Below are 26,770 nucleotides of genomic sequence, written 5' to 3' on the forward strand. Positions count from 1 at the left end.
GCGTTCCACCTTATTTTGCGGGGAGCTGTAGGGGCTTTCCGGCGACGGTGACGTTTTCGAGTTTCAGGTCTTCGACATTTTCGAGGATGAAGGTTTTGCCGGCTTCTTTGATCGCGATGTTGCGGAGGACGACGCCTTTGAGCGGGGACTCGGCGGGGGCGGAGCCGTCGAAGATGGTGCCGGCGCGTTCGACGGTGAGGTTTTCGAAGACGATGTCGCGGTAAGTGGACGGGTGGCCGCCACCGAGGAGGCCGGGGTAGTTGAGCTGGAACCAGAACAGAGTGTCGAAGGATTCGACGGTCATGTTGCGGACGCGGATGTGTTCGACGACGCCACCGCGGTCGAGGTTGGCCTTGAAGCGGATCGCGGAGAGTCCTTTGCGAAGGATGTTGTTGTCGAAGAAGACGTGGCGGACGTCGCCGGACATCTCGCTGCCGAGGGCGATGCCGTCTTCGCCGCCCATGTCGTTGTTGCGGATGACGACGTACTCGCTGGGCTTGCCGACCTCGCGGCCATCGCGGTCGCGGCCGGATTTGACGACGACGGAATCGTCGCCGGTGCGGAAGTGGCAGTTCTCGATCAGAACGAAGCGGGAGGAATCGACGTCCACGCCGTCGTTGTTGTGCTGGTGACTGTCGATCTTGAGGCCGCGGATGGTGGCGTGATCGGTGTAAACCAGGTGGTTTATCCAGAACGGCGAGTTATGCTGGGTGAAGTCGGTTAGGAGGATTCGCTCGGCGCGGAAGAACTGGATGAGGGGCGGGCGGAGGTAGGTGCCTTCGGCGAAGACGCGCTTGGCGGCGGGGGTGCCGTCGACGCCCATCTTGCGGAGGGCGTTCATGTCGGCGTGCTGGCGTTCGCCGATCCAGGTGTTGAATACGCTCTGCTTGTTACCGTCGATAACGCCCTTGCCGGTGATGGCGACGTCGTGGACCTCGAAGGCGTAGATGAGCGGGGAGTAGCTGTAGAGCTCGGTGCCTTCCCAGCGGGTGAGGACGGCGGGGAGATAGTCTTTGGGCTCGGGGCCGAAGAGGAGCGTGGCGCCCTCGGCGACGTGGAAGTCGATTTTGCTCTTCAGGTGGATGGGGCCGTTGCTGAGCCAGGAGCCTTTCGGGAGGATGACGCGGCCGCCACCCTCGGCGGAGGCTTTGGCGATAGCGGCGAGGATGGCGGGGCGTGAATCGTGCGTGAGACCTTCCTTGGCGCCGAAGTCGGTGATGAGGAAGTCGCGCTGGGGGATTTGCGGGAGCTGGATTTTTTGGACGATCTCATCGGCCATGGCCCAGTCGCCGGTGGGGCTCTTGATTGTCACGGGGGCGGCGGACGCGGAGGAGGCGGTGAACGCGGCGGTCGCGACGAACCAAGGGAGCAGTCGGAGGGCGGGCAGGAGTGTGAGAGGGAGTTTCATGGGAGGATCGAGATTGGCGAAACGAAGGTGTCGGTAGGGATTTCGGGGCGGGCGTCAAAGCCGGGAAATCGGTCCGGTCCGCATGGCGCGGCAGACGGTGAACGCGGGACTGAAATGCGCCGGACGTGCGGCGCGAGATCAGGCGGAGGGCTTGGGCGCGGACGAGGGCGCGAGTGTGGCGAGTTGTTTTTCCAATTCGCGGACGCGGAGCATGAGCTCGGGGAGGCGCTGGACGGCGATCCACTGGCGCTTGGCCTGTTTGTCGGGAGCGGCGGGGATGCCGAGGACGGTTTCTTTATCGGCGACGTCGCGCATGACGCCGGACTTGGCGCCGATGATGGCCTGGCGGCCGATCTTAAGGTGGCCGGCGATGCCGGATTGGGAGGCGACGACGGCGTAGTCGCCGAGGTGGGTGCTGCCGGCGAAGCCGACCTGGCCCATGATGAGGCAGTGTTTGCCGATCACGACGTTGTGGGCGACGTGGACGAGGTTATCGATCTTGGTGCCCTCGCCGATGATGGTGGGGCCGAGCGCGCCGCGGTCGATGGCGGCGTTGGCGCCGATCTCGACGTCGTTGTGGATGATGACGTGGCCGACCTGAAGAATTTTGACGTGTTTGCCCTGATTGAAGACGTATCCGTAACCGTCGGACCCAATGACGGTGCCGGCGTGGATGGAGACGCGGTGGCCGAGCTCGGTGCGGGCGTAGAGGACGACGTGGGGCGAGAGGCGGGTGTCGTCGCCGATGCGGGAATCGCGGGCAACGTGATTGCCGCCCATGAGGACGGTGCGGGCGCCGATGATGACGTTTTCGCCGATCACGCAGCCGGGGCCGATGTGGGCGGAGGGATCGATCTGGGCGGAGGCGGCGATGCGGGCGGTGGAGTCGATGCCGGGGGCGAAAGAGTCGGCGGGGAAAAAGAGCGGGAGGGCTTTGGCGGCGGCGACGCGGGCGTCGGGGACGCGGATGAGGACTTTGGTGGCGGAGGTGAATGCGCCGGAGATGAGGATGGCGGTGGCGGCGCTGGCTTCGGCGGCGGCGAAGTAGGCTTCTTTTTCCGCGAAGGTGAGATCGCCGGGTCTGGCGTTATCGGCGGAGGCGAAGCCCGTGAGGGTCGCGTCGCCGTTGCCGATGAGTTCGCCGCCGAGGTGTCTGGCCAGATCGGCCGTGGTGATTTGCATAAAGGGGTAGTTGGAAATCGGGCACACGCGCGGCGGTGTGTCGGAACGGAGCGCGCTTCGAGAAGATGCGCGGGTGGCGGAGGCGGAGTGCTAGACGTTGCGCAGGCTGACCATGCTTTGGGTTTCAACGCACCAGACTTTGAGGCGGAGGCAGCGGATGATGTCGGCGGGGTGCAGCGAGGTGACTTTGGGGTTTTGCAGCTCGGGCATGGCGCGGATCACCTCGGGAAGACGGTAGAAGGGGATGTGGTCGTTGAGATGGTGGATGTGGTGGAAGCCGATGTTGGCGCTGAACCACTGCATGAGCGGACCCATGCGCATGTAGCTGGAGGATTCGAGGGCGGCTTTTTCGTAGGTCCAGCCGTCGCGGTCGCTGAAGGAGACGCCGGGGAAGTTATGCTGGGCGTAGAAGAAGTAGGAGCCGATGGCGTAGGTGATGAAGTGCGGGAGGGTCTGGGTGATCAGCAAGGTGGCCCAGCCGCCGTAGATCACGAGGGCGGTGCTGATGGCGAAATGGATGATGAGTGCGACGAGGCAGTCGAAGTGTTTGCGGGGGTGATTGAGGAACGGGTTGAGGCACATGCCGAAGAGGAACATGAACACGTAGCCAAAGAGGATGGTGAGCGGGTGGCGGACGAAGAGGTAGCCGAAGCGTTTGCCGGTGGAGCTTTGTTTGAACTGCTCTTTGGTCATGATCGGGTATGAGCCGATGTGGGAACCGCGGAGCTTGGAATTGTGGTGGTGGTGATGGTTGTGGGAGGCGCGCCAGATACTGCTCGGGCTGAGGGCGAGAATCCCGAAGATCTGCATCAGGAACTCGGCTACGCGGGAGCGAGGGAGGATGGCGTGGTGCTGCTGGTCGTGGTAAATCACGAACAGGCGGAGCAGGAGCAGGCCGGCGAGGACGCTGCCGGTGAGGCGGGCGGCGAGGTGGACGGGGAGCAAGGTGAGCGCGAGGGCGGCGGCGAGTAGGAAGCCGGTGGAGAGCAGATACCACCAGCTGCGGGTGGCGTCGTCCTTGGCGAATTGTTTGGTGGCCAGGATGAGTTCTACGCCTGTTTTCATGGGTGGGGGTGGCATGACCGTGACGGGGGAGGGGCCGGTGTCGATGAGGACTTCGGTGAAACGGGATAATTAACGGAGCGAAGGCGGGCGGGGATTTCGCCAGAGCGGAGGACACAAACGCGTTGTGTTGCGGGTGGCGGGAGGCGACGGTGACGGATGGAAAACAAAACCGTGTCGTGGCAGAAACGTTTCGGGTTCACCGTGTGTGCTGCTGATGCGGTGGAGAAAAAGATCCCGGCCAAGGCGCTGGGGGTGGCGGTGATTTTTGAGCCGACGGAAACGGGCGAGAAAATTTTTCTCGTGATCGAGTCGCGTGCAAGCGGGCTACGCGCGCATTGCGTGAAGCGGCTGACCACGGGGAAGCTGCCGCCGGTTGCATCGCTCAAGGTGGCGTTCAAGGCGGTGGAGCTGGCGGATGCGTCGCCAGAGTCGGTGAAGGCGGCGTGTCGCGAGCAGTTGATTCTCACCGGAGAACTGCGGCGGGAGTTGCGGCCGGCGATGCGGTGAGGCGACGGGCCGGAGCGCCCATTGATTATCCGACGAGTGAGGGGCGTCCGAGGATCTGGCGGCAGAGGGATTCGCCGCGGTTGAAATCACGGCAGGTTTGCGGGCGCGTTTCGTAGATCGTGCAGAGACGGGTGACGGGATGGAGGGCGACGCAGGCACCGTCGCTGTGTTGATCCATGCAGCGGGCGCCGTCGTGGGTGACGACGAGTTCTTCGGGGACGAGATCGCCGGGGCGGAGCTCGACCACGAGGTGGCAGCAGCGGCCGCAGCCGGCGCAGTCAGGGAGATCGTCGTGGATGTTGATACTTCGAACGCAGACAGTGGGGACATTCTCTGGCGATCTTTCGTGGGAAAATTTGTTGATGTTGTCCGCTGAAGTCAGGGGCGTTCGTTGCAGAGGTGGACGAAACTAATTCAACCCGTTGAAATCATGAGCTCTCAAAATAGCGCCACGAAATCTGACCATTATACACCGACTGATCGCGACCTTGTTCTTACGCGCATCATCGATGCTCCGCGCGAGAAATTATACGCGGCGTGGACTCAGCCAGAACTCCTCCAGCAGTGGTTCGCGCCGCTGCCGTACACGACGCCGGTCGCAGAACTGGATGTGCGTGCGGGCGGTTCGAGCCTGATCGTGATGCGCGGGCCGGATGGCGTGGATATGCCGAATCACGGCGTGTATCTCGAAGTCATTCCCAACGAGCGGATCGTTGCGACGGACGCGTTCACGAAAGCGTGGGAACCGTCGCAGAAGCCATTTATGACAATCGTCCTCACCTTCGAGGAAGCTGGACCGGGTAAGACGAAATACACGGCGCTCGTGAGACACTGGTCGATCGCCGACAAGGAGGCGCATGAGAAAATGGGGTTTCATCAAGGCTGGGGAGTGTGCGCGGATCAACTCACGGCGCTCGTGACGAAAAAGTGAGGCCGGGCCTCAGGCTTTTTTCACGAAGCAGGCTTTGAGCGCCATGCCGATGCCGTCGATCTTGCAGTCGATCTCGTGGTCACCGTCGACGAGGCGGATGTTTTTGGCTTTTGTGCCGCCTTTGAGAACACCGGAGCCGCTGCGGAGTTTGAGGTCTTTGATGAGGACGACGGTGTCGCCATCGGCGAGGGGCGTGCCGTGCGCGTCTTTCACGACGCGGGCGGCTTCGGGGGCGGCGTCTTTGGGCCATTCGTTTCCGCACGTGGCGCATTCCCAGTGGGCGGGATGTTCAAGGACGTCGTCGAGGGTGCAGGCTGGGCAGGCGGGTTTGGACATGGCGGAGTGTGAAACGTAAGGAAGGTGAAGATTTCGGTGAACGAGTGGGTTGACGGCAAACGTTTTGGCTGGGCAGAAGTGATGGATCATGGCCACTACGAACACCCCGTTTCCCCTCGCTGCTGCGTACCTGTTGCTCTTTCGGAATGCGGGACCGGAGACGCATGCGCACCTGACGGCGGAGCAGCAGAGGGTTTTGGCGAAACAATGGAACGATTGGTACGACGGGCTGGCGCGCGAGGGGAAGGTGGAGCATGGACGGCCGCTCGGACTGGGCGGGCGCGTGGTGTCGGGCGCGAAGGGCGAGCGGGTGATCGACGGGCCTTATGCGGAGGGGAAGGAGATCGTCGGCGGGTATATTTTTCTGCGGGTGGCAGATCTCGATGAGGCCACGGAGATCGCCAAGAAGTGTCCTGGCCTCGCGCAGGGGTTGACGGTCGAAGTGCGGCCGATGGCGGAGGTGAGTCCGGTGCTGGCGGATGTTCGAGGGCGGCCGCCGGTGTGAGGGGTGGACTGGAGACGTCAGCGCAGTGGTGATGTGTGGGGCTTGAGGTGGGGCGGGCGGTCCATAATGTTGGAGTAACGAAGGCTTGGGCACTGTGTGGTGCATCCAGGTATGGCTCTCGCTCACCGCGTGGTTTCCTCCTCTCATCATTTTCTCATTCTATGAAAACCCTCCGCACTCTTACTTCTGCCGCGACCGTCGTGTCGGGCGTGTTGCTCACCGGCTCCGATGCGTTCGCGCAGGGTTACCCGCGGATCGATCCGGCGGTGCAGAAGATCACCGATGAGCGCGTGGCGGCGGAGAAGAAGCGCTCGGACGAACTCTTCGCGAAGCAGCTGCCGGAGATCGAGGCGTGGGCGGCGAAGGGGAAACCTTATCTGCCGGGCGCGGCGGAGGCGGGCGATCTTCCGCAGGCGAAGATCCCGGCGTTTCCGGGAGCGGAAGGCGGCGGGATGTATTCGTTTGGCGGACGTGGCGGAAAGGTGCTGGTGGTGACTAATCTAAACGACAGCGGGCCGGGGAGTTTTCGCGAAGCGTGCGAGGCGGCGGGGCCGCGCGTGGTGGTTTTCAACGTGGCGGGCATCATCCAGCTGAAGAACCGTATCGTGATCCGCGCGCCGTACATCACGATCTCGGGCGCGACGGCACCGGGCGATGGCGTGTGCATCGCGGGCAACACGGTGGAGCTGGAGTCGCACGACATCATCATCCGCCACATGCGTTTTCGCCGCGGTGCTACGGATGCGACGGAGCGCAACGACTCGATCGGTGGCAATCCGGTGGGCAACGTGATGATCGATCACGTCTCGGCTTCGTGGGGACTCGACGAAAATATGTCGATGTACCGCCACATGTACCAGCCGCCGGAGGGCGGGAAGGAGCTGAAGCTGCCGACGGTGAACATCAGCATCCAGCACTCGATTTTCTCGGAGGCGCTGAACACGTATCACCACGCGTTTGGCTCCACGATCGGCGGGCGCAACAGCACGTTTCATCACAATCTCTGGGCCTCGAACACGGGGCGGAATCCGAGCGTCGGCATGGACGGGGATTTCACGTTCGTGAACAACGTGGTCTTTAATTACCGGCATCGCACGGTGGACGGCGGCGATCACCGGAGTCGTTTCAATATCATTAATAATTACTTCAAGCCGGGCCCGGGCACGCCGGACACGGCGATCGCGTACCGGTTGTTGAAGCCGGAGAGCGAACGGTCGAAGACGGTGGTGGATAATTTCGGCAAGGCGTACGTGGACGGAAACGTGGTCGAAGGGCATGACCGCGTGACGAGGAATAACTGGGATGGTGGTGTGCAGCCGGATTCACAGGCGGCGGTGCAGGCGGTGCTGCCGAAGATCCGCGTGGAGGAGCCGTTCAAGCACGCGGCGCTGACGATCCAGACAGCGCGCGAAGCGTATGAAGAGGTCTTGAAAAACGCGGGTGCGACGCTGCCGGTGCGCGACGCAGTGGACGAGCGTGTCGTGAAGATGGTGAAGACGGGGAAAGTCGCGAAGGCGACGATCACGCCGGAGTCGAAGACGAAGGCAGCGGCGGTACGCTACGATCAGAAGTGGATCGACGAGATGGAGGAGATGGTGACGAAGGGCTACATCACCGATCCATCGGAAGTGGGCGGTTATCCGAAGTATTCGGGCAAGCCGTACAAGGACACGGATGGCGACGGTCTGCCGGACAGCTGGGAGAAGAAGTACGATCTCGATCCGAAGAACGCGGCGGATGCGGTGCTGGATCTGAACGGGGACGGCTACACGAATATCGAGGAGTTTATCAACGGGACGAATCCGGAGGCGAAAGCGAAGAGCTGATGCCTCAGAGTTTCCCGGCCGCCATTCTGGCCGGGACTGCAAAAGCCCTGAGCTTTCCCGCTCCGGGCTTTTTATTTGCCGGCTTCGGGGCAGGGATTTTGCGCGGCCATCGATTGAACAATTTCTTCGGGAGTAAGATCGCGAATATGCGTCGCGATTGACCAGTTGTGGCCGAAGGGATCGACGACCGAGCCGTAACGGTCGCCCCAAAACATGTCGTCGAGCGGCATCATGACTTTGCACCCGGCGGCGACGGCGCGTGCGAAGACCTCATCGACGTTGGGGACGGAGAGGTGAATGGTGACGGGGGAGCCTTTGAGGGCCTTGGGGTCGTGGGAGCCCCACTCAGGAAAGGCGTCGACAAGCATGACGGTGGAGTCGCCGATTTTGACGGCGGCGTGGATGAGTTTTCCATCGGGGCCGGGGACGCGCATGAGCTCGGTGGCGTTGAAGGCTTTTATGTAGAATCCGATCGCAGTGGCGGCTCCATCGCAGACGAGATGAGGAGTGACGGTGTGCATGCCGTCGGGGATGGGTTTGGCGGCGGGTTTACCGAGAGGTTTTGAGGAATCGGGTGATGTGGTGGTGCTCATGTTTTTTAAGAGGCCGCGGGCGGCAGTCGGTTGCGTGTATGCAAATGGGACGGCGTCGCGGTTATCCTGATTGACGGACGGGGAGGGCGGTTCCGGACATCAGCAGAACAATTGGAAGCGGGCGGTACGCGCGGTCTGCGCTTGGCCCTTCAGTATTGAGGCGGGGCGTTTGCGTTCTGGCGGATCTCTCCTGTCTTACCGGTCCCGCTCTCACCTTATGCAAAACGCACCATTGTTCTCGCCTGTTTCTCTCGGCGCACTCGCGCTTCCTAATCGCATCGTCATGGCGCCGCTTACCCGCTGCCGCGCGGATGCGAATCACGTGCCGACGCCGATGATGGCCGAGTATTACGCGCAGCGCGCGAGCGCCGGCCTGATCGTGGCAGAAGCCACCATGGTCATCGAAGGCAACTCCGCGTTTGGCGGACGTGAACCGGGCATTTATTCGCAGGCTCAGGTGGCGGCGTGGAAAAAGATCACCGAGGCGGTCCACCTGCGCGGCGGCAAAATCGTTTTGCAGATCTGGCACGGCGGACGGGCGTGTCATCCGTTCTTTAATGGCGGTGCGCAGCCGGTGGCGCCGAGTGCGTTGCACATCACGAACGACGAGACGCATACGCCTGAGGGAAAAAAGCCGTACGTGATCCCGCGCGAACTGCGCGACGACGAATTGCCGGGTATCGTCGCCGGGTTTCGCAAGGCTGCCGGGAACGCGCAAGCGGCGGGTTTCGATGGGGTGGAGGTTCACGGGGCGAACGGTTATCTGCTCGATGAATTTTTGCGCGATGGCAGCAACCGGCGCAGCGGCGCGTATGGCGGGCCGATTGAGAATCGTGCGCGGCTGCTGCTCGAAGTTGTGGACGCGTCCGTAGCGGTCTGGGGCAAGGAGCGCGTGGGCGTGCGCCTTTCTCCGCTCAACAGCTATAATGACATGAAGGACAGCGATCCGGTCGCGCTCACGCGGTATGTCGCGACGCAGCTCAACACTCGCGGCATCGCCTATCTGCATCTCATGCGCGGTGATTTCTTTGGCATTCAAAAAGCCGACGTGGTGACGCCAGCGCGGGAAGCGTTCAAGGGACCGCTGATGGGCAACATGGGCTACACGCCGGTCGAGGCGGCGCAGGCGATCGACGCGGGTACGTTGCAGGCAGTGGCGTTTGGCCATCACTACGTGAGCAATCCCGATCTGGTGGAGCGCGTGAAAGCCGGTGTGGCGCTCGTCGAGCCGGATGGGAGCACGCTCTACACGCAAGAAACCAAAGGCTACACGGACTATCCGGTGATCGCGACAACGTGAGCCGACTCGGAAACGCAGCGAAGGTTGAGCGGGGAGCCGGGCGAAGACGAGGTGCGCAATGTCTCGAGTGACGTTGCGCACCGACCGAGCTGTCGGGTTTTTCCCGGTCGTGAGGTACGGGGCGGAGGCGGTCACCGGGCGTATGGAAGGGCGGGGGACTTCGCGCGTGCTGACTCGCTCCGATTTGCGAGCGGAACGGGTTTAGTCGTTTGCTGACCAAGCGACACCATGACCCCGAATGACATGACCAGCCCCAAGCCGCGCCGCTTCTCGATGATACGGTCGTTCGTGCTCGCGGATTTTTTGACGCTGGGAAATGGCTTTTGCGGGACGGGCTCGGTGCTGGCGTCGATGTACTTTCTCGTGATGGGCGAAGGGCGCTGGCTGGTGACGGCGATGGTGTTGCTGCCGGTGGCGCTGATTTTCGATTTTGCCGATGGGCGGGTCGCGCGGTGGCGGCGCAATTCCTCGGCGCTGGGGGCGGATCTGGATTCGCTGGCGGATGTGATTTCATTTGGCATGGCGCCGGCGGCACTCGGGTTCGCGGTGGGGCTGCGCGGGGCGCTCGATGTGGCGGTGCTGCTGTATTTCGTGGCGTGCGGCATCAGCCGGCTTGCGCGTTTCAACGCCACGGCGGATGCGCTGGCTGACGATAGCGGCAAGGTGAAGTACTTTGAGGGAACGCCGATTCCGACGAGTGTCGCGATCGTGGTCGTGATCGCGGTGCTGTACGCGCAAGGGCTGATCGGGGCGAATCTCTGGCTGGGCGCGTGGCACATCGGTGGTGCGGTGCTGCATCCGTTCGCGTTCATTTATGTGCTCAGCGGAAGTGCGATGATCAGCACGATGCGAGTGCCGAAGATCTAGCGGTAAGCGGCGATTTCGCTGAAGTGGGCACGTTTGAGAAGAGAATGAGGAGGTGCGTTTTGGCAGGGCTCGGCTGTTGCCAAAGCGAAAATCGAGGCGGACGGTGCCGCTGCTTTCTTTGACGGGGCTGCGTCTCGCGCGTGGTCCCTGCATCTCACCCCGGATGCTTGCTACAACCCTTACCCCTTTCGGTGGCCGGTCTCACCCGGATCAGTCGACGTCGTGTGCATGCGCCTTGGGGGCTGCTGCGGACTGCGCAATTGGATCAGACTTGGGTAGGGCGTAGCGGAGAATTTCTTAATCTCTGATCCGGCGAACGCCCGAGTCAGCGCGGCGGACAGATGCACTCAGGGAGTAGCAGGGAACGCATGGCCGGGATCGCCTACTGTGTGGGCTCCATGCCTAATTTTTTTCTGACGCGACTGATGTTCGTGACGCTTGTGCTCGGAAGTTTCTTGAGCGCGATTTCTTCGCTGGCTGCCTCAGCACCCGCGCTGCCGCTGACTGCGACAACACCCGCGGCTTCTCAGTCTGAGCCGAAAGACGTGCTCAACGTTCAGTCGGTGGCGGGCAAGCGGGCGGCGCTGAAAAAGGAAATCGCTGCAACGCGCGAAGAGCTGGCCCAGTTATCGGAAGGCATGACTGACGCCGCCGCACGCTGGCTCACGCAGGAGACCGCGTTGCTGGAGCGTCTCGATGCGGTTTACGCGGAGCAGCAGCGTACGTTGCAACACGCTGCGGATCTCGCGAAGGAAGCGGCTGATGTCGAGGAACGCACCCGCAATCAACGTCCGCCCGAGGCTACGTTAAAACCGCCGCTCGGGATGGAGTTGTTCGATCAGCTTTACGATGAGCGCGACTACCTTGAGCAGGCGGGTGGCTGGTTGAAGACCGATATCACTAATACCGAGACGATGCTCCAGGAGGCGCGTGACACATTAGAAGAAAAGGAGCGCGTACGGCGGACGGTGAGAGAGACGGTTGATACCGGTGACGCGAAGATGAAAGCGCCGGGGAATTTGCGCCTCGCCGAATTGGAGGTTCGTCTCGCTCAGGAGACGGTGGTGCTGCAGGAAAACGCGCTGCGGACGTTGAAGCTGCAGGAGTCGCTTTTGGGGCCGAAGCAGAAATTGCTGCGTCCGCGATTCGAGTGGCTGCGCGCGCATCTAGCACTCGGGGACGGAGAGCTTGCGGCGTCGAAACAAGCGCGGGAGGAGCGTGGAGGCGTCCTAGATGATGCGATCGCCAGCGCTAAAGAAGAGGCAGATGCAGCCGCCCGGCTGGTAATCGCGGCAGAGCGCCACAGCAAAAGCGACCAGGCCTCGGAGGAGCTGGAGTCGCGGCGCGCGGACCGGCAGACGGCGAATCTCACGCTCAGTGTTCTTACCTCGCAGCGCGCACGTCTCGCAGAGCGGGCAGATGTCGCCGCACTCCGGCGACGCGTGCTTGGGGGCGAACTCTCTTCAAAAGAAATGCGCGCCGCTGCGGACGAAAATCAGGAGGCGATCGATCAACTCGAGCGCGAGCGAAAGCGGCAGGCCATGGATTTGCTCAAGAGCCGGAAAGAGCTTCAGGAAGGACAGGGTCGATTGACGCGTGCAGCGGCGGGCGATGAGAAGGCCGCGCTGTGGACGCTCGAGCGCATGAAGCGTCTTTCGGGCTGGATCGATCTGAGCGAAAGCGAGCTCGCGGATCTCGACCGGCTGCACACCGAGCGCAACCGTTTGAAGGAAGAACTGAGTGGGCGCGTGAATCTTTTCTCCGTCCGCGACACGCTCGCGATCTGCCGCGAGAATGTGATCGGCGCATGGAACTACGAAATTTTTTCTGTGAACGACGCGCCTATACGCGTGAAGACGATGCTGGGTGTCTTGCTGCTCGTGGTTGCTGGTTACTACGGCTCTCGATGGGCAAGCGCACTCATGTCGAGAACGGTGTTCACGCGCATGGGCATGAACACCGGGCGGAAGGCGGCGTGGCAGACGCTTTGGTTTTATGGACTCTTCATCCTGGTGCTGGTGGTGGCTTTCGATTTCTTCCACATATCACTCACGCAATTTTCGGTGATGAGCGGTGCGCTTGCGGTCGGGCTGGGTTTCGGCAGCCAGAACCTGATCAGCAATTTTATCAGCGGCATCATCCTGCTCGTGGAGCGTCCGGTGAATCAGGGCGACGTGATCGAAATCGACGGACGACAGGTGACGGTTGAGCAACTCGGGCCCCGCAGCACCATCGTGCGCACGGCGGACAACACGCATCTCGTGGTGCCGAACAGCCGGCTTCTGGAGCAGCCGGTCATCAACTGGACGTTGTCGGACGATGTGGTGAGAAAGCGGATTCGTCTTGGGGTAGCTTACGATTCGTCCTCGCGCAAAGTGTCGGAACTGCTGGAGGGCGTGCTGGGCACGGTGGAAAATGTGCGCAAAGATCCGGCGCCGGTCGTGAAGTTTGCGGACTTCGGGGAGAATTCACTGATCTTCGAACTTTATTTCTGGGTGAGCATTTCCGATCCGGTCGATGCCGAGAACGAACTCCGGCATCGCATCGCGGAGGTTTTCGCGAAGGAGGGCGTGGTCATGGCGTTCCCGCAGCGCGATGTGCATCTGGAGACGACGAAGCCGCTGGAGGTGATGATCACGCAAGCGGCTTCGCGCGCGAATGACGCTGGACCGGCGATGTCATGATAAGCGTCGAATCCACTCACTTCAGTGATTCATCGACGGTTAACCCTCGGTGGTAGGACGGGGTAGCGGCGCTGGTGAGGTATTGGTTTGAATCTGAGCGAGAATTTTTTCGAGCAGCGTGTGGAGCCTTGGTGTTGTCCCTGTATTTCTAATGAACTCACGCTCGAATAAGCTGAGTGCCACTGCATCCGTCTGATCGAGGATTGTCCCATCGGCAGGATTGAGAAAGACGAGAGTCGCACCGGGGCCTTGCTTGAAATCGTATTTGCCGGCGGCGTCGTTTTTCCACGCATCCAGTCCGGTTTCGATGATCAAACTGCCTGCGGGATGATCGTTATCGCGTGGTTTGAGCAGCAGACCGTAGATGGCGAACTCAGCCGCCAACGGGGTGGATCGCTTCTCCAGCGCCGCAGTGGTTACTGTGCAGGCACGCAGTGCTTTCGTGGAGCAGCGTTCTGTTTTCAGAACGACGATGATTCCTTTTTTCCGCTCGTGCGCAGGCAGACTGTTCATTCGCCGTTCGAAGTCGGCCCTCATTTGAGCGGGCGTCCAGAGCACGGCGGTCATTGGAATGATATTTTCGCAGTCTCCAAAAGGTACGCCGAGGGCATCTGGATAACAGTGAAGCGTGTTGGGTTTGAAAACTTCTCCTCGATAATTTCGTGCGAACTGGAGCGCAGCCGCAGGTCCGTATTTTTCATGGGCTGGCGTTTCGTCGCTGATCGAAGCTACTGCGAGTGCCGGTTGTTGCCCGTGGGCGAAAGATTCGCCGGCGAATGAGGCCGTGACAGAGACGAAAATCGCTAACAACGCAGTGGCGCATTTATCAGGGCTGTTCATGGGAAACGGTGGACCGGGGCGAATAGGTGGGAAACGAAAGGAAGGCTCAAGTTCCTGGAGCTTCAGCGGGCCTGTATGCGCCTGATTACATGGGTGGACGCGGTTGAACGGCTGTTTGTGCGAATGCGAAGCGCACCGACCTTGTTATGTCTGCGGCCGTGATGTTGAGTGCGCGGCTGCATGTGCGCGCAATTTTCACCGGAAGAAGACGAGTTGTTCGAGAAGACGGGCGCGTCTGTGCTGCGGCGTCTGCGAAAGACGAAGAATCCGGCGGACCTGTTGTCGGTGGTCGCGAGCGCGCACAAGGAATTCGATCGCGCGTATGCGGCGGCTCCGGCGGCGGCGAGGGAGTCGGTCGCGTGCCGGGCGGGGTGCGATGCGTGCTGTCATGTGCCGGTGGGTTTGCTCGCGCATGAAGTGCTGATTGCGGCGCAGCATGTGCAGATGACTTTTTCGCCGGAGGAGCTGGAGGCGTTGATCGAACGGGCGGCGGCGCATCGGGCGGCGTTTGCGGGGAAATCGAATCACGAGCGGACGGATCTGCGGACGCCGTGTGTGTTGCTGCGCGACGGGAGTTGCTCGATCTACGCGGCGCGGCCGGAGGCGTGCCGGTCGCATCACAGCACGAACGCGGAGGCGTGTCGCATGAATCTGGCGACGGGGCGCGAGGACATCGATGTGTACGTGCCGGGCGTGCGCGGGCGGATGTTTGCGGTGATGCTGTCGATCGATCAGGCAGTGGCGGAGGCGGGTTTCGATGGGCGGGCGTATGATTTTGGTTCGGCGCTGCACGAGGCGCTCACGAACAGTTTTTGCGCGGCGCGGTGGGTGCAGCGGCAGGCGGCGTTTCCCGAAGATTGCTGGGAAGCGTCGGAGGATGGTGATGACGAGTCGGGCGTGATCCGGGCGGAAGGTTTTTTCCAGTAGCGCGTGGGGACGAGCGGGTGCGAGGTGTGGGTAGAGAAGGGTGTGAGGGGAGGCGGCGATCGGAGTGAGTTGGGATGTGAGGAAGCGGGCGGTGAGGTGGGGCGTGGGGAGGGATTTGGTTTACGCGGGAATGGGAGGGCGTAGCGTCGCGGCATGTTGATTGATGCCGCAGAGTTGAGTGGGAATTTGCAGCGCAGCGATTGGGTCGTGTTCGATTGCCGACACGATCTGGTGGATACGTCGCGCGGGGAGAGGCTCTATCGCGAGGGGCATATCCCGGGGGCGCATTTCGCGCCGGTGGAGACGGCGCTCTCGGGTGCGAAGACGGGGAAGAACGGGCGGCATCCACTGCCGGCGGCGGAGGCGTTTGCGGCGTTTCTCGCGAGGCATGGCGTGACGGAGAAGACGATGATCGTGGCGTATGATGACGCAGGTGGACTTTATGCGGCTCGGCTTTGGTGGATGGCGCGGTGGATCGGGCATGAGCGCGTGGCTCTGCTTGATGGCGGGTGGACGAAGTGGATCGCAGATGGGCGAGCGGTGACCACGGAAGTGCCGGAGGCGGTGGCGGCGCAGCCGCTGGCGGTGCGGGAGCATGCGGCGTGGGTGTGGAGCGCGGAGGATGTGTTGCGGCAGATCGACGATGCGGCGTTCGCGTTGATCGATGCGCGCGCGGGGGAACGGTATCGCGGCGAGGTGGAGCCGATGGACCCGGTGGCGGGGCACATCCCGGGAGCTCTGAATCGTTTCTATAAGGCGAACCTGAAGGCGGATCTCACGTTCCGGCCAAGGGAGGAGTTGAGGCGCGAGCTGAGCGAACTGATCGGCGTGCGCGCGCCGGAGCGCGTGGGGCATTCGTGCGGCTCGGGAATCACGGCGTGCGCGGCTATTTTCGCGATGGAGTACGCGGGGCTCGCGGGATCGAAGCTGTACGCGGGCTCTTGGAGCGAGTGGGTGGCCGATCCGGCGCGGCCGGTGGCGAAGGGGACGCACTAGTTTCTCGGATCATCTTTGGGTAAGGTGTCCGAAGGCGTGGGGCTTGTTCGTTGTGGTTTTGTTCGTGCGCGGTCTGGTCGCGCACGTGCTCTTGCTTCAACGATGAAAACGAAAAACACGACGAAGGTTCGGGGCGATGGCGGCGGTGATAGCGGCACGCAAGAGGTCGATACATTCATGGCAGGTTTGGATCATCCGCTCAAAAACGAGATCGTGGAGGTGCGGCGGATTATATCCGGGGTGAGTCCGGCGATTCAGGAAGGGGTCAAGTGGAACGCGCCGAGTTTCCGGACGACTGAGTTTTTCGCGACGATTCATCTGCGCGCGCGGGATAAGATTCAGATCGTTTTCCACCTCGGTGCAAAGGCGCGCGACGACGTGCAGTCGATGGCGATCAGCGATCCCTGCAGTCTCATCAAGTGGCTCGCCAAGGATCGGTGTCTGGTGACGGTCGGTGATGTGGTCGCGAATAAAGCCGCGCTCGTGGCGATCGTGCGTCAGTGGATCGCGTATGTGTGATGGGAGTTCTAGTCCCCTCAGGGAGCTGACGAGGCGGTCTCCACGCGTTTGAAATGGGTGCGCGTGGTTTCGAAATCGCGGGAGATCTTCGCGAAGAGGACGCGGACAGCGCCGCCGCCGCGGAGCATCACGGGCTGGGGCGGATACGCGGGGTCGAGGGTTTTGAAGCGGGCTTCGAGGCCGGCCTCGGTGACTTTGACGACGCCGGAGAAACGCAGCGGCTCGCGGAGTTTCACGACGATGTCTTCGAGGGCGCGCGTGGTTTTGTTCACGCGGAAGAGCGCCTGGAATTTATCGGACGGGAAATCCGCAGAGGTGGAGGGAACGGGCAGTTCGAAGACGAGGGCGGCGACTTCGTCGGCGAAGAGGCGGAGGTCGGTGCGGTCGATGGAGTTTCGGAGGTTGCGGAGTTCGCCGAGTGGATCGGTGTCGTCGCCGCCGTTTTCGCGCCAGCGGTGGAGTTCGTCGGGAGTGGGTGGTTTGCCGCCGATTTCGAGGAGGGTGCAGCGCTCGTGTTCGGGCCTGGAGGGATCGATGCGGGTGACGGTGGTTTTCTTTTCGCCGGCACGGCGGGTGGTTTCGGTGTAGGCCCAGCGATCGGACTCGGCGCCGATTTTCGCGAAGGCGTCTTCGAAGAGGGCGCGCTGGGTGTCGGTGGCGCGGGGGAGTTTTTGAAACGCGGCGGAGGTGGCTTGTGGGGGATTTTGATCGGGAGAAATGGGGGCTTCGGAGATGGGCGGTGGAGTTTCGGAGAGGTCGGGCGCGGGGGTGTGATCGGCGTTTACGGTGAGCGGCCAGCGGGGGGAGGAGGTGGTGGTCTGGTTGAGCCAGAAATCGAGTTCGCGCTGGAACTCGGGGCGGGCGAGGTCGTGGGGGATTTCTTGTTGCGGACGGCCGCGCGGGAGGGCCCAGGCGCGTTCGAGTGCGCCGGAGGGCGAGGTGAGGTACACGCGGGACTCACGGGCGAAGATGGTGGTGGGCGACGAGATGGGGCGGCCGGGCGTGGCGGTGGCGGCGTTTGCGGAGAGATCGGCGGAGGCTTCGGCGGAGATCGCTTCGAGGATGATGTCGGTGCGGCCGCGTTGCTGGCTCACGTAGATGCGGTGGCCGACCGAGTCGCTCCAGAGCGTCCACTGGTGGCAGAGAAAATAGGGTTGGTTGGCATCGACGGGGAGTTGGAGGCCGTTGAGGTAGGAGCGGCGGAGTAGGACGTGGATGCCGTGGTCGAGAATGAGGCGGGCGCGGTCGGCGAGCGGGCCGGGCTCGGGAATGAGGGCGGGGCGGCGATCAGGCGCGCGCCACACGGTATCGCCCCAGCGCGGGGGCGGCGTGGGAATGCGGAGGTGAAGCGTGCGGCGTTTTTGAGTGGTGGCGGATTCGACGACAAGGGTCCAGGTGACGTCGTTTTCACCGCGGGCGACGGCGGCCCACTTGGTTTCCTGGATACGCCGCCATTTTTTGAGGGAGAAGGAGCCGCTGGCAGTGGGAGCGCCGTCGGAGCTGACGATGCGGTCGCCGGGTTCGAGGCCGGCGCGGGAGGCGGCGGTATTGGGGAGCACGACGTCGACCACGGGTGTGTACACGCGATTGAAGAAGGTGGATCGGGCGGGTTCGTAGGCAGGGGAGACGCGGAAGCCGAAGTCCTCGATGCGGCCGGCGGAGGCGTTGAGCGCGGGCAGGAGGGTGACGTCGCCCATGATGTCGTCTGCGGCGGTTGCGGCTTCGGGCGATGCTGGCGCTGTATCGGAAGCGTGTAGGTGGCAGGGGAGCAGGCTGAGCGCGATGATCGCGAGAGTGGGGAGTATGAGCGTTCGAAGGGCGCGCATGAAGAGACAGGCGCTAGTGAACACGGAGAAAATGGGCTGAGTTACAATCTCTTGAGAAGTCTCTTAGTGATGTCGCAACGTAGCGAGTGCGTGCGTGGCGGGAGTGGCTTCCAGTCAGAAGGGGGGAGGGCTGGGGTTGTGTTTGGCGTTTTTCTCCGGTGACTCGGGGCGCGCGTTTCGATCTGTCGAGGCGCGGCGAAATACCCCACTGCGTCGGGGCACTGTCTGTCCTGGCAGGCGTGTTGATGACGCCCTCTGAAAATCCACACCTATGAAAACTCCGGGCGCTCTCCTCGTTAAACTCTTACTCGTATCGGTCGCATTCACGGTGCCGCTGTTCGGAAGCGCCGGGGGCGAGGCCAAGGCGTTTCACGCATGGGCGGCGACGCCGCCGATGGGGTGGAACAGTTGGGATTGTTTCGCGACGACGGTGACCGAGGCGCAGACGCGCGCGCAGGCGGAGTACATGGCGGGACATCTCAAAAAACACGGTTGGGAGTATGTCGTGGTGGACATCCAGTGGTACGAGCCGGGCGCGACTGGTTACGATTATCGCAAAGGCGCGCCGCTGGTGATGGATGAGTGGGGGCGGTTGCTGCCGGCGGAGAATCGTTTCCCGTCGGCGGGTGGCGGCGCGGGTTTCAAGCTGCTCGTGGAGCATGTGCATTCGCTGGGACTCAAGTTCGGGATTCATCTCATGCGCGGGATTCCGCGGCTGGCGGTGGAGCGGAATCTGCCGGTGAAAGGCACCGACGTCCGCGCGCAGGATATCGCCGATATGAAGAGCATCTGCCCGTGGAATCCGGACATGTATGGCGTCGATATGTCGAAGCCGGGCGCGCAGGAATACTATGACTCGGTCTTCGCGCTGATTGCGTCGTGGGGAGTCGACTACGTGAAGGTGGACGACATCGCGCGTCCGTACGACGCGCATAGCGCGGAGATCGAAGCCATTCGGAAAGCTATCGACCAGGCGGGGCGTCCGATGGTGCTAAGCCTTTCGCCTGGCGAGACCATCATCGCGGCTGCGGAACATGTTAAGCGGCACGCGAATCTCTGGCGCATCAGCGACGATTTTTGGGACAACTGGCCGGCGCTGCATGAGCAGTTCGCGCGGCTGGATCGGTGGAATCCGCATCGTATTTCAGGCGCGTGGCCCGATGCGGATATGCTGCCCTTCGGCGTGATCGACCTCGGCAAGCGCACGACACGTTTCACGAAGGACGAGCAGTACACGGTGATGACGCTCTGGAGCATCGCGCGGTCGCCGCTGATGCACGGCGGGGATATGACGAAGATGGACGAGTTCACGCTTTCGTTGCTCACGAATGACGACGTGCTGGCGGTCAATCAGCGGAGCGAAAACAACCGCCCGCTTTTCAACCGCGATAATCTCATCGGCTGGATGGCGGATGTGCCTGGTTCGCCGGATAAGTATGTGGCGCTCTTCAATGCGCGTGAACGCATCGAACTCGCGCCGGAGCGCGCGGTGTTTCGTGGCGGAGTGTCGCGCGATGCTGGGCGGCAGAGCGTCGCGGTCGATCTCGAGGTGACGGGCGCGACATCGCTCGTGCTGGTGGCCGATCCGACGGTGGACGGCACGACGTGGGATCATGCGCTCTGGATAGATCCGCGCGTGGTGATGGCGGATGGCAGCGAGCGCAGTCTGCTCGATCAGTCGTGGACGCGGGCGGATGCGTTTTGGAGCAATCTATCCACGGAGAAAGCGCCCGGCGGCGGGCGGATGTCGTCGGGAGGAAAGCCGGTCGCGCGCGGCATCGGTGCTCATGCGCCTGCGTTGATCGAGTACGCGCTGCCCGCGGGGGCGGTGAGATTCCTCGCGACGGCGGCGCTCGATGATGCGGCGGTGAAGGCGACGAAGGGCGGGAGCGTGGAGTTTCGCGTGTTCGTGGGGCGGCCTGGTGATGGCAGCGAGCGGCCGGGGCTGCCGGTCGAGGTTGCGCTGAAGGATCTAGGCATCAGCGGTCCGGTGAAGGTGCGGGATTTGTGGGCGAAGCAAGACCTCGGCGAGATTGGAGAACGATTCGCGCCGGTGATTCCGTGGCACGGCGCGGGGTTGTATCGCGTGTCGGTGCCGGCTCCATGAACAACAGCCGGACATTTTGGCGGACCGTCTGTTTCTGGAGGCTTTGACCGGGCAACAATGCGCGTGCCGCTTTTGTTGAAAGGCAGACGTTCAACGCATCGTTTTCCCTCTCCAGTCGTCTGGTCTGGACCTCATCTTTTTTCGTACGTTAACCGGTTTCCTCCCGCATTCCATTTTTCAACCCATGATCTATCTCACGCGCTCTCTTTTCACTGCGATGCTTGCAACCACCGTGTCCTCGTTTGCAGCCAGCACCGAGGCTTGGGTGCCTGATCGCGGCGACGGTACTTATCAAAACCCGGTGCTTCATGCGGACTATTCCGATCCAGACGCGGTGCGGGTGGGCGACGATTACTACATGACGGCATCGAGCTTCCTCGCGGCGCCAGGGCTGCCGATTTTGCATTCGAAGGACTTGGTGAATTGGACGCTGATCAACCATGTCTTCGCGGTTCAAAAACCGGCGGAGCATTTCTCAAAACCGCGTCACGGGCAGGGCGTGTGGGCTCCGTCGATACGGCATCACGACGGCAAGTTTTGGATTTTTTATCCCGATCCGGATTTCGGCATCTATGTGACGACGGCGGTCGATCCGGCGGGCAAGTGGAGCGAGCCGGTGCTCATGAAGGCAGGCAAAGGACTGATCGATCCGTGCCCGCTGTGGGATGACGACGGGCGGCTTTATCTTGTCCATGGTTGGGCGAGGAGCCGGGCGGGCATCGCGAATATGCTGACGGTGCAGGAGCTCAGCGCTGACGGAACGCGCGTACTCGAATCGGAAATCAACCTTCAGACCGCCGATGGCAAAACGAACGACATCGGCACGGTCGTCATCGACGCGAACAAGCTCGACGGGTGGCGCACGCTGGAAGGACCGAAGTTCTACAAACGGGACGGCTGGTACTGGGTGTTCGCTCCGGCAGGCGGAGTGGCGACGGGGTATCAGGCGGTGTTTCGCAGCAAAAATATCCGCGGGCCGTACGAGCAGCGCATCGTGTTGGAGCAGGGTAAGACGCCAATCAACGGGCCTCATCAAGGTGCGTGGGTGACGACGCCCGACGGGAAAGAGGACTGGTTTCTCCATTTTCAGGACAAGGGCGCGTATGGCCGGGTCGTGCATTTGCAGCCGATGTGGTGGCGCGATGATGGCTGGCCGGTGATGGGCTCCGATCCCGAGAGCGATGGAAAAGGCGAGCCGGTGCTCACGCATGCGAAGCCGAATGTCGGCCGCACATGGCCGGTCGCGGTGCCCGCGACGACCGATGAATTCAACGCGCCGAAGGCGGGACTGCAGTGGCAGTGGAACGCGAATCCACGCGAGGGTTGGGCCTCGCTCACGGCCAAGGCCGGTGCGCTGCGGCTGGCGAGCGTGCCTGCTCCGGCGACGCGCAATGACGATTCAGCAGCGAAGAACAGTCTGTACGATGCGCCGAATTTCTACGTGCAGAAGTTTCCCGCGCCTGCGTTTACCGCGACGACCGTGCTCGATTTCGCGCCGGTGGCCGAAGGCGAGATGGCCGGGCTGGCAGTGTTTGGGTTTAATTATGCGGTGCTGGGTTTGCGCAAGCAGGGCGAACAATCGCGGCTGGTGCTCTTGACGAACATCGGCGCGGACGCGGTCGGCGCGCAGCATCGCGAGACGGCCAGTGCTGAGGTGCCAGCGGGGCCGGTTTATCTGCGCGTGACGGTCGGGGCGGATGCGATGGCGCGCTTTGCCTACAGTCTGGATGACGTGACGTTCACGCCGATTGGCGAGGCGTTCAAGGCACGCGAAGATCGCTGGATCGGTGCGAAGTTTGGGCTCATCGCGACGGCACCTAGCGACGCCACGGCGACGGGGCACGCGGACTTCGACTGGTTCCGGGTGACGGCGCCGGTTCGGTAAGTGCGGCGGCGTGAATGCCGCGATAGTTTCTTTTCTGGTTATAGTCAGTGTTACCCCAAAATCCCTATGACGCACTTCTTGAAAAACGTGGCGTTTGCCGGTGGCTGTTTCTTGAGCTCGGTTGCGATGATCGCGGCGGATGTGCCGGCTGCGCGTGAGGCGCTGGATTTTAATCCGGGCTGGCGGCTGCACGTCGGCGATCCGGCGGGGGCGCAGGAGACGCGGTTCGATGATGCGGGATGGAAACCGGTGACGCTGCCGCGCGCGTGGAATGAGGACGAGGCGTTCAAGAAAGACATCAAGGATCTTTCCACGGGAATCGCATGGTATCGGAAGACGTTTGTGCTGCCGGCGGGGAGCGGAGGGCGGAAGGTGTTTCTCGAGTTTGAAGGTGTACGCCAGGCCGCCGAGGTGTGGATCAACGGCAAGCTGGTCGGCGGGCACGAGAATGGGATCAACGCCTTCGGGCTCGATGTGACCGAGCAGGTGCGGCCGGCGCCGGAGGCTAATGTGATCGCGGTGCGGACGGACAACGCGTGGGACTATCGTGAGCGGTTGTCGGGGGCGCGGTACCAGTGGTCGGATAAAAATTTCAACGCGAACTACGGAGGCATTCCGAAGAATGTGCGGCTGCATGTGACGGACCGCGTCTATCAGACGCTGCCGCTGTATTCGCATCTCGGATCGACGGGCGTCTATGTGTACGCGACTGACTTCGATGTGGCGGCGCGGGTGGCGACGATTCATGCAGAGTCGGAGATCCGCAACGAGGCGACGGCGGCTAGGACGTTTGTCTATCGCGTGAAGGTGGCTGATCGCGACGGGCGCACGGTGGCGGAGTTCGATGGCGGACGTTATACGATTGCGCCTCGCGAGAGCGTGACGGCGCGGGCGTCGGCGCGGGTGAAGGAGCTGAATTTTTGGAGCTGGGGATACGGTTATCTTTATACGGTGACGACGTCGCTGGAGAGCGAGGGGCAGGTGTTTGATTCGGTCGTGACGCGTACAGGTTTTCGCAAAACGGAGTTCGGGCAGGGCGTAGTGAAACTGAATGATCGTGTGATTCAGCTGAAGGGCTACGCGCAGCGGACGTCGAATGAGTGGCCGGCGCTGGGGATGTCGGTGCCACCGTGGTTAAGCGATTACAGCAACGGGCTGATGGTTGAGAGCGGGGCGAATCTGGTGCGCTGGATGCACATCGCGCCGTGGAAGCAGGACGTGGAGTCGTGCGATCGCGTGGGGCTCATGCAGATGTTGCCCGCCGGAGACTCGGAGCGCGACGCGCAGGGACGGCAGTGGGTGCAACGCCAGGAGGTGATGCGCGATGCGATCATCTACAACCGGAACAACCCCAGCGTACTGGTTTATGAGTCGGGCAACAACGGCATCAGCGAGGCACACATGGCGGACATGAAGGCGATCCGTGATCGTTTCGATCCGCACGGTGGGCGGGCGATCGGCAGTCGCGACATGCTCGACAGCCACGTCACGGAGTATGGCGGCGAGATGCTATACGTGAACAAGAGCGCGCGGCAGCCGATGTGGCAGACGGAATATTCGCGGGATGAAGGATTGCGAAAATATTGGGACGAGTTTTCGCCGCCGTATCACAAGGATGGCGAGGGGCCGCCGTATCGCGACGCGCCTGCGCCGACTTACAACCGGAATCAGGATACGCATGCGATCGAGAACGTCGTCCGGTGGTACGACTTTTGGCGCGAGCGGCCGGGCACGGGCACGCGGGTGAACTCGGGCGGCGTGAACATCATCTTCTCCGACACGAACACGCATTATCGCGGAGCGGAAAACTATCGCCGTAGCGGGGAAGTGGATGCCATGCGCATCGCGAAAGACGGGTTCTTCGCGCATCAAGTGATGTGGGACGGCTGGGTGGATGTGGAGACACCGCGCGCGCATATCCTCGGGCATTGGAACTATGCGGCGGGCGTGACGAAGCCGGTGACGGTGGTTTCGAGCGCGGAGTCGGTGGAGCTGTTTCTCAATGGGAAATCGCTCGGGCGTGGCGCGCAGAGCACGCGGTTTCTGTTCACGTTTCCGTCTGTCGCGTGGCAGCCAGGGACGCTCAGTGCGGTTGGCTACGATGCGAAGGGCGCGAAGATTTGTGAGGCGTCGCATGTGACGGCGGGAGAGCCGAGGGCACTCAAGCTTACGATTCAAAACGGGCCTGACGGATTGCGCGCCGACGCGGCGGATGTGGCGCTGGTGCAAGTCGAGGTGGTGGATGCGCAAGGGCGGCGGTGCCCGACGGCGCTGAACCTGGTGGACTTTGAGTTGAGCGGTCCGGCGGAATGGCGCGGCGGTATCGCACAGGGGCCGGATAACTTCATTTTGTCGCGATCGCTGCCGGTGGAGTGCGGGGTGAACCGCGTGTTGGTGCGCTCGACGTTGCAGGCGGGAAAAATTGTTCTGACTGCAAACGCGCAGGGGCTCGCATCGGCGAAGATCGAACTGGATTCACAGGCAGTGGAGACGACCGATGGCTGGTCGCGCAACCCGAGTGCGGCGGCGCTGGCCGGACGTCTGGGTCGCGGGCCGACGCCGGGGACAACTTCGTTCAAAGTGACGCGGAAAGCGGTCGCGGTTGCCAAGGCTTCGGCACTGGATGGTGGCGATCCGGCGCTGGCGTTCGATGACAACGAGGAGACGGCGTGGTCGGGGAAGAAGGCGGTGACGTTTGAGTTGTCGCGCGTGGCGCTGCTGAGCGAGATCACGCTGAAGACGGCGGGGTTTCGCGCGCGCAGTTATCCGATCCGGATCACGGTGGATGGTGTGGAAGTTTTTCGTGGCGTGACCGCGAGGAGCCTCGGGTATGTGACGCTGCCGCTGAAGCCGGTGGACGGGCGTGTCGTGCGCATCGAGCCCCTCGCTGGCAGCGAGGCGCGCGATGCGTTTGGCGGGATCACCGAGCTCGTGGATCAGAAGAACGCGACCACCGGCGAGCAGAACGTCGGCGCGGGAGCGCTGGGGATCATCGAGATCGAGTTCTACGAGCCGGCGGAGTTGTGAGCGCGGGCGTCAGACGACGCGGTTTTCTTTCATGACCTGCGAGTACCAGTGCGCGCTGAGTTTCGGCGTGCGCTTCTGCGTGGCGTAATCGACGTAGACGATGCCGAAGCGTTTGCGGTAGCCCTCGGACCACTCGTAGTTGTCCATGAAGGACCAGAGGAAATAACCCTTGAGCGGAACGCCCTCGGCGGTGGCGCGCTGGGCGGCGAGGAGGAAATTGCGCAGGTATTCGCGGCGGTGAAGGTCGAGGATTTCACCGTCGGCGTTGGGGGTGTCTTCGTAGCCCGCGCCGTTTTCGGTGATGTAGATGGATTTCACGCCGTAGAGCTCCTGGACATGGCGGGGCGTCCAGTAGTTGGACTGCGGTGTGTGGCGCAGCCAGGGGAGATCGGCTTGCGGAAAATTTCCGGTGAAGGGGAGGACGCGCCAGCGTTTGCGCTGCGCCTGCACATAGGAGCCGGCGTAGATGTTGAGGCCGAGGAAATCGGTAGGCTGCGAGATAAGCGCGAGATCGCCCTTCTGAACTTTCGGACGGTTGGCACCGGCGGCGCGGAGATAGCCGGCGGGGTAGTGGCCTTTGAAGACGGGATCGAGCAGGTGCCAGTTGCCTTCGTGGAAACACTTCCGGGCGGCGTCTATGTCGGCCGGGGTTTCGGTGAGCGGGAGATAGGACGGCGGGTTGTGGGTGAGGCCGACGGTGGCACCGCGGCCTCCGTGTTCGCGGACGGCGCGGACGGCGTGGCCGTGGGCGAGGAGGGCGTGGTGGTAGGCCTGGTTGACGACAGCGTCGGAGTCTTTGGTGCCCGGAGCGTGGATACCGTCTTTGAGAGAGAGGCCGATGAAGCAGGGGATCTCGTTAAGCGTGATCCAGCGTTTCACGCGGTCGCCGAGGGTTTTCACGACGGTGGTGGCGTAGGGAGCGAAGGCGTCGGGAGTGATGCGCGCGCGCCAGCCGCCGCGATCTTCGAGGGCTTGCGGGAGATCCCAGTGATAGAACGTGACCCAGGGCGTGATGCCGTGGGCGAGCAGGCGGTCGATGAGGCGGTCGTAGAAGGCGACGCCGGCGGGATTGAGCGAGCCGTCGCCCTGCGGGTAGAGGCGGCACCAGTTGATGGAGAGGCGGTAGTTTTTCGCACCGAGTTTTTTCATCAGGCGGAAGTCTTCGTCGAATCGGTGGTAGTGATCGCAGGCGATGGCGGGCGTGTCGCCGTTGAAAACTTTTCCGGGAGTGGCGGCGAAGCGGTCCCAGACGGACTCGCCTTTGCCGTCGGCGTTGGCGGCGCCTTCGATCTGGGTGGCGGCGGCGGCGACGCCCCAGGTGAAGTTTTTGGGGAAGGAGAGCGTGTTGATGTACTTGGGCATGGGATTGAGGCTAAGGATCGTTTGCGAAGGTGATTATGGGGCGAAAAAATTAAGCGGACTTGGCGAGCGCTGCGCAT

The 26,770-nt window shown here is 62.5% G+C and carries 22 protein-coding genes; 13 read left to right on the plus strand and 9 right to left on the minus strand.

Annotated features, from left to right (window positions below; translation table 11 throughout):
* Window positions 1-10: 10 nt before the first annotated feature.
* The 3 genes from CMV30_RS15610 to CMV30_RS15620 all read right to left on the minus strand — a co-directional run bounded on the left by CMV30_RS15610 (window position 11) and on the right by CMV30_RS15620 (window position 3,655).
* Entirely contained in the window at window positions 11-1,408 is a 1,398-nt protein-coding gene (locus CMV30_RS15610; protein WP_217494408.1) for a glycoside hydrolase family 28 protein, read from the minus strand.
* A gap of 138 nt (window positions 1,409-1,546) precedes the next feature.
* Window positions 1,547-2,590: a UDP-3-O-(3-hydroxymyristoyl)glucosamine N-acyltransferase gene (lpxD, locus tag CMV30_RS15615; protein ID WP_096056894.1), complete on the minus strand. Its 1,044-nt coding sequence runs from the start codon at window positions 2,588-2,590 to the stop codon at window positions 1,547-1,549.
* A gap of 90 nt (window positions 2,591-2,680) precedes the next feature.
* Window positions 2,681-3,655 (minus strand): fatty acid desaturase family protein, encoded by a 975-nt coding sequence (locus tag CMV30_RS15620; RefSeq protein WP_096057810.1) that lies wholly within the window; start codon window positions 3,653-3,655, stop codon window positions 2,681-2,683.
* A gap of 156 nt (window positions 3,656-3,811) precedes the next feature.
* Between CMV30_RS15620 and CMV30_RS15625 the strand changes: the two genes are divergently transcribed.
* Window positions 3,812-4,162 (plus strand): hypothetical protein, encoded by a 351-nt coding sequence (locus CMV30_RS15625; protein ID WP_096056895.1) that lies wholly within the window; start codon window positions 3,812-3,814, stop codon window positions 4,160-4,162.
* A gap of 25 nt (window positions 4,163-4,187) precedes the next feature.
* Here the strand turns inward: CMV30_RS15625 and CMV30_RS19950 are convergent, their stop codons facing one another.
* Entirely contained in the window at window positions 4,188-4,559 is a 372-nt protein-coding gene (locus tag CMV30_RS19950; RefSeq protein WP_096056896.1) for a YkgJ family cysteine cluster protein, read from the minus strand.
* Between the two features lie 33 nt (window positions 4,560-4,592).
* On the opposite strand from CMV30_RS19950, the gene CMV30_RS15635 reads away from it, so the two are divergent.
* On the plus strand, window positions 4,593-5,093 hold the full coding sequence (locus CMV30_RS15635; RefSeq protein WP_096056897.1) for an SRPBCC family protein: 501 nt from the start codon (window positions 4,593-4,595) through the stop codon (window positions 5,091-5,093).
* A 9-nt stretch (window positions 5,094-5,102) separates the two neighbouring features.
* Here CMV30_RS15635 and CMV30_RS15640 read toward each other — a convergent pair whose 3' ends face one another.
* On the minus strand, window positions 5,103-5,429 hold the full coding sequence (locus CMV30_RS15640; RefSeq protein ID WP_096057811.1) for a zinc ribbon domain-containing protein YjdM: 327 nt from the start codon (window positions 5,427-5,429) through the stop codon (window positions 5,103-5,105).
* 88 nt (window positions 5,430-5,517) lie between these two features.
* Here CMV30_RS15640 and CMV30_RS15645 point away from each other — a divergent pair, with 88 nt between their 5' ends.
* Complete coding sequence (locus tag CMV30_RS15645) at window positions 5,518-5,934, plus strand: YciI family protein (protein WP_096056898.1); 417 nt, start codon at window positions 5,518-5,520, stop codon at window positions 5,932-5,934.
* Window positions 5,935-6,095: 161 nt separating this feature from the next.
* On the plus strand, window positions 6,096-7,760 hold the full coding sequence (locus CMV30_RS15650; protein ID WP_138223328.1) for a polysaccharide lyase: 1,665 nt from the start codon (window positions 6,096-6,098) through the stop codon (window positions 7,758-7,760).
* A gap of 71 nt (window positions 7,761-7,831) precedes the next feature.
* On the opposite strand, the gene CMV30_RS15655 is transcribed toward CMV30_RS15650, so the two are convergent.
* Window positions 7,832-8,353, minus strand: coding sequence for a VOC family protein (locus CMV30_RS15655; RefSeq protein WP_096056899.1), 522 nt, complete (start codon window positions 8,351-8,353; stop codon window positions 7,832-7,834).
* Window positions 8,354-8,570: 217 nt separating this feature from the next.
* On the opposite strand from CMV30_RS15655, the gene CMV30_RS15660 reads away from it, so the two are divergent.
* The 3 genes from CMV30_RS15660 (at window position 8,571) to CMV30_RS15670 (ending at window position 13,204) form a co-directional block, all read left to right on the plus strand.
* Complete coding sequence (locus CMV30_RS15660) at window positions 8,571-9,653, plus strand: alkene reductase (protein ID WP_096056900.1); 1,083 nt, start codon at window positions 8,571-8,573, stop codon at window positions 9,651-9,653.
* A 228-nt stretch (window positions 9,654-9,881) separates the two neighbouring features.
* On the plus strand, window positions 9,882-10,520 hold the full coding sequence (locus CMV30_RS15665) for a CDP-alcohol phosphatidyltransferase family protein (RefSeq protein WP_245844266.1): 639 nt from the start codon (window positions 9,882-9,884) through the stop codon (window positions 10,518-10,520).
* Window positions 10,521-10,918: 398 nt separating this feature from the next.
* The gene (locus tag CMV30_RS15670; protein WP_175414911.1) at window positions 10,919-13,204 is read left to right on the plus strand and encodes a mechanosensitive ion channel domain-containing protein; all 2,286 of its coding nucleotides are present in this window, start codon (window positions 10,919-10,921) and stop codon (window positions 13,202-13,204) included.
* Between the two features lie 39 nt (window positions 13,205-13,243).
* Here CMV30_RS15670 and CMV30_RS15675 read toward each other — a convergent pair whose 3' ends face one another.
* Complete coding sequence (locus tag CMV30_RS15675; RefSeq protein ID WP_138223329.1) at window positions 13,244-14,044, minus strand: hypothetical protein; 801 nt, start codon at window positions 14,042-14,044, stop codon at window positions 13,244-13,246.
* Between the two features lie 180 nt (window positions 14,045-14,224).
* Between CMV30_RS15675 and CMV30_RS15680 the strand changes: the two genes are divergently transcribed.
* The 3 genes from CMV30_RS15680 to CMV30_RS15690 all read left to right on the plus strand — a co-directional run bounded on the left by CMV30_RS15680 (window position 14,225) and on the right by CMV30_RS15690 (window position 16,486).
* Complete coding sequence (locus tag CMV30_RS15680; protein WP_138223330.1) at window positions 14,225-14,971, plus strand: YkgJ family cysteine cluster protein; 747 nt, start codon at window positions 14,225-14,227, stop codon at window positions 14,969-14,971.
* 153 nt (window positions 14,972-15,124) lie between these two features.
* Window positions 15,125-15,967, plus strand: coding sequence for a sulfurtransferase (locus CMV30_RS15685; RefSeq protein WP_096056904.1), 843 nt, complete (start codon window positions 15,125-15,127; stop codon window positions 15,965-15,967).
* A 102-nt stretch (window positions 15,968-16,069) separates the two neighbouring features.
* Entirely contained in the window at window positions 16,070-16,486 is a 417-nt protein-coding gene (locus tag CMV30_RS15690; protein ID WP_096056905.1) for a DUF1801 domain-containing protein, read from the plus strand.
* Between the two features lie 17 nt (window positions 16,487-16,503).
* On the opposite strand, the gene CMV30_RS15695 is transcribed toward CMV30_RS15690, so the two are convergent.
* Window positions 16,504-18,312 (minus strand): PDZ domain-containing protein, encoded by a 1,809-nt coding sequence (locus CMV30_RS15695; protein WP_096056906.1) that lies wholly within the window; start codon window positions 18,310-18,312, stop codon window positions 16,504-16,506.
* A 271-nt stretch (window positions 18,313-18,583) separates the two neighbouring features.
* On the opposite strand from CMV30_RS15695, the gene CMV30_RS15700 reads away from it, so the two are divergent.
* The 3 genes from CMV30_RS15700 to CMV30_RS15710 all read left to right on the plus strand — a co-directional run bounded on the left by CMV30_RS15700 (window position 18,584) and on the right by CMV30_RS15710 (window position 25,331).
* Entirely contained in the window at window positions 18,584-20,419 is a 1,836-nt protein-coding gene (locus tag CMV30_RS15700; protein WP_217494409.1) for an NPCBM/NEW2 domain-containing protein, read from the plus strand.
* Window positions 20,420-20,603: 184 nt separating this feature from the next.
* Window positions 20,604-22,304 carry a glycoside hydrolase family 43 protein gene (locus tag CMV30_RS15705; RefSeq protein ID WP_096056907.1) on the plus strand — a complete coding sequence of 567 codons (1,701 nt, stop codon included), beginning with the start codon at window positions 20,604-20,606 and terminating at the stop codon, window positions 22,302-22,304.
* 66 nt (window positions 22,305-22,370) lie between these two features.
* Window positions 22,371-25,331, plus strand: a complete 2,961-nt coding sequence (locus CMV30_RS15710) for a DUF4982 domain-containing protein (RefSeq protein ID WP_217494410.1) — start codon at window positions 22,371-22,373, stop codon at window positions 25,329-25,331.
* Between the two features lie 9 nt (window positions 25,332-25,340).
* Here CMV30_RS15710 and CMV30_RS15715 read toward each other — a convergent pair whose 3' ends face one another.
* On the minus strand, window positions 25,341-26,693 hold the full coding sequence (locus CMV30_RS15715) for a GH1 family beta-glucosidase (RefSeq protein WP_096056908.1): 1,353 nt from the start codon (window positions 26,691-26,693) through the stop codon (window positions 25,341-25,343).
* Window positions 26,694-26,770 lie beyond the last annotated feature (77 nt).

This window comes from Nibricoccus aquaticus, from assembly GCF_002310495.1.
GTDB lineage: Bacteria > Verrucomicrobiota > Verrucomicrobiia > Opitutales > Opitutaceae > Nibricoccus > Nibricoccus aquaticus.